The organism is Enterobacter sp. GER_MD16_1505_Eko_090, assembly GCF_003331015.1.
Lineage (GTDB): Bacteria > Pseudomonadota > Gammaproteobacteria > Enterobacterales > Enterobacteriaceae > Enterobacter > Enterobacter roggenkampii.
Genome location: NZ_PUQF01000051.1, coordinates 1 through 2,735, shown reverse-complemented (window position 1 = coordinate 2,735; position 2,735 = coordinate 1). Strand labels below are relative to the sequence as shown.

Below are 2,735 nucleotides of genomic sequence, written 5' to 3'. Positions count from 1 at the left end.
ACCGAAGAAGAACGGGATATCCTGAAAAAGGCCGCGCGGTACTTTGCAAGGGAGCCCGACTGAAGTACCGCTTTATCAATGAGCACCGCACTGTATGGGGTGTGATGACGATGTGTCGGGTACTGAATGTCGCCCGGGCCGGGTTCTATGCGTGGCTGCATAACCCTGTCTCGGCGCGTGATAAAGATAACCAGCGCCTGCTGATGCTTATCCGCGACTCATATTCCCTGAGCGGAGGCGTATACGGTTATCGACGGGTTCATGGCGATCTGAACGAAATCGGGGAAACCTGCGGTAAAAACCGGGTGGGTCGGATCATGCAACTGAACCGGATTAAAGCTGTGCGCGGCTATAAAGCTCCACGTCGTATCGCTGGCAGGCCTTCAGTCGTTGCTCCTAATCGCGTGCAGCGGCAGTTCACCGTTGTCCGGGCCAACCAGGTCTGGGTCACTGATATTACTTATAGTGTGCCCGGAGTTCAGGGTGAGCAGGGATGCTCAAATGAACCACGAGTCTGTCTGGAATATTGAACCGGTAACTCACGATGAGAAACCCAACAATCCCGTCGGGTGTGACGGCGGAGAACCTGAGCGGCAGTGACCTGCGGCATGCCCGCAGGGTGATGTAACCCGCTGACAACGGGGATTGAGGCGAGATCACTAAGCCAAGATGATCCTCAAGGTTGAGTACTGAAAGGTTGAAGAACATGAACCCGTTAATCCGCCTCTGTGGGTTGAAAATGTCACCATGGCCTACGTGATCTGACAGGCCGTGCAGGAGGAACTGGCGGTGATACGTAAGCACTGCCGGTCGAAGGTGTTTTGATATATATGTGAAACACCGGGGCAGCAGCGCCCATCACGCTCGCGTTGCTGACTTCTGCCAACTTGCGGCAAGCAAGGATAAAGAGTGCGACGGGCAGCCTCCTCAGTATGCCTGAGTCCAGGCAGGTAAACCGGGGAAGGTCAGCGACGGATGTTAAGGGGGCATGGCTCCGATGACGCGCTGGCTGGCGGAGCTTCCGTAGTAGTCCGCGATGGGGAAAGCCCATTACATGGCGAAGGGAAGCAGTTTGAATGTGTTTGCGACGTGAATTAACTGACCTAACGAGGTGAAGACCTTTGATAATCAGCGAAATGCAACGCAAGCTTGCCACATGGGCAGCCACCGATCCGTCCCTACGGATTCAACGGCTGCTGCGTCTGATAACACAACCAGAATGGCTGGCTGAAGCGGCGCGGATCACGCTTTCATCAAAGGGGGCGCATACCCCCGGCGTTGATGGCGTGAACAAAACAATGCTACAGGCCAGACTGGCTGTTGAGCTGCAAATCCTCAGGGATGAATTACTCTCAGGCCACTACCAGCCCTTGCCCGCCAGACGGGTTTACATCCCTAAAAGCAACGGCAAACTGCGACCACTGGGTATCCCCGCGTTGCGGGATCGTATTGTTCAGCGGGCCATGCTGATGGCGATGGAGCCGATATGGGAGAGTGATTTTCATACGCTCTCATATGGCTTCCGGCCTGAGCGCAGTGTCCACCACGCGATCCGCACGGTGAAATTACAGCTCACAGACTGCGGTGAAACCCGGGGACGCTGGGTGATTGAAGGCGACCTGTCCAGTTACTTCGACACCGTACATCATCGACTGCTGATGAAGGCTGTACGCCGCAGGATCAGTGACGCACGTTTCATGACTCTGCTGTGGAAAACCATCAAGGCGGGACATATCGATGTCGGTCTCTTTCGGGCGGCCAGTGAAGGTGTGCCACAGGGCGGTGTTATATCGCCGCTATTATCGAACATCATGCTGAATGAGTTCGATCAATACCTGCATGAGCGCTACCTGAGCGGGAAAGCCAGAAAAGATCGGTGGTACTGGAATAACAGTATCCAACGGGGCCGAAGTACGGCGGTCAGAGAAAACTGGCAGTGGAAACCCGCGGTGGCGTACTGCCGCTATGCCGATGATTTTGTCCTCATCGTCAAAGGCACCAAAGCACAGGCGGAAGCCATCAGGGAGGAGTCGGGGTGTGCTCGAAGGCAGTCTGAAACTCAGGCTGAACATGGATAAGACTAAAATCACCCATGTTAATGACGGCTTTATCTTTCTGGGGCACAGGATCATTCGCAAACGCAGTCGTTATGGCGAGATGCGAGTGGTCTCAACGATCCCGCAGGAGAAAGCCAGAAACTTCGCCGCATCGCTGACAGCACTGTTATCAGGCAACTACAGTGAAAGCAAAGTCGATATGGCTGAACAACTCAACCGAAAACTGAAAGGCTGGGCCATGTTCTATCAGTTCGTTGATTTTAAGGCCAAAGTCTTCAGTTATATCGACCGTGTCGTGTTCTGGAAGCTGGCTCACTGGCTGGCCCGCAAATACCGTACAGGTATCGCTTCCCTGATGAGGTGGTGGTGTAAATCACCGAAACCGGGTCAGAGCAAAACGTGGGTTTTATTTGGTAAAACCAATCACGGCAAGCTCAGCGGCGAAATACTGTACCGGTTGGTGGGGCAAGGCAAGAAGCTGTTCCGCTGGCGGCTACCCGAAGGTAATCCCTATCTGAGGACGGAGACCAGAAACACGTATACATCGCGCTTTACAGAAGTGGCAATGGCGTTCGCCAGCATTTAAATGGAGAGCCGGATGCGCTGAAAGGTGCACGTCCGGTTCGGGGAGGAGAGGCAGGGAAATAGTCCGACTACGCCCTGCCTCTTACTCTACTC

2 pseudogenes are annotated in these 2,735 nt (G+C 54.4%); both read left to right on the top strand.

From position 1 onward, the window contains the following. Positions 1 to 464 (top strand): annotated as a pseudogene (locus C6A40_RS24615) (IS3 family transposase); the annotation flags it as partial. Positions 465 to 1,136: 672 nt separating this feature from the next. After that, positions 1,137 to 2,643: pseudogene (gene ltrA / locus C6A40_RS24600) on the top strand (group II intron reverse transcriptase/maturase). Positions 2,644 to 2,735: the final 92 nt, after the last annotated feature.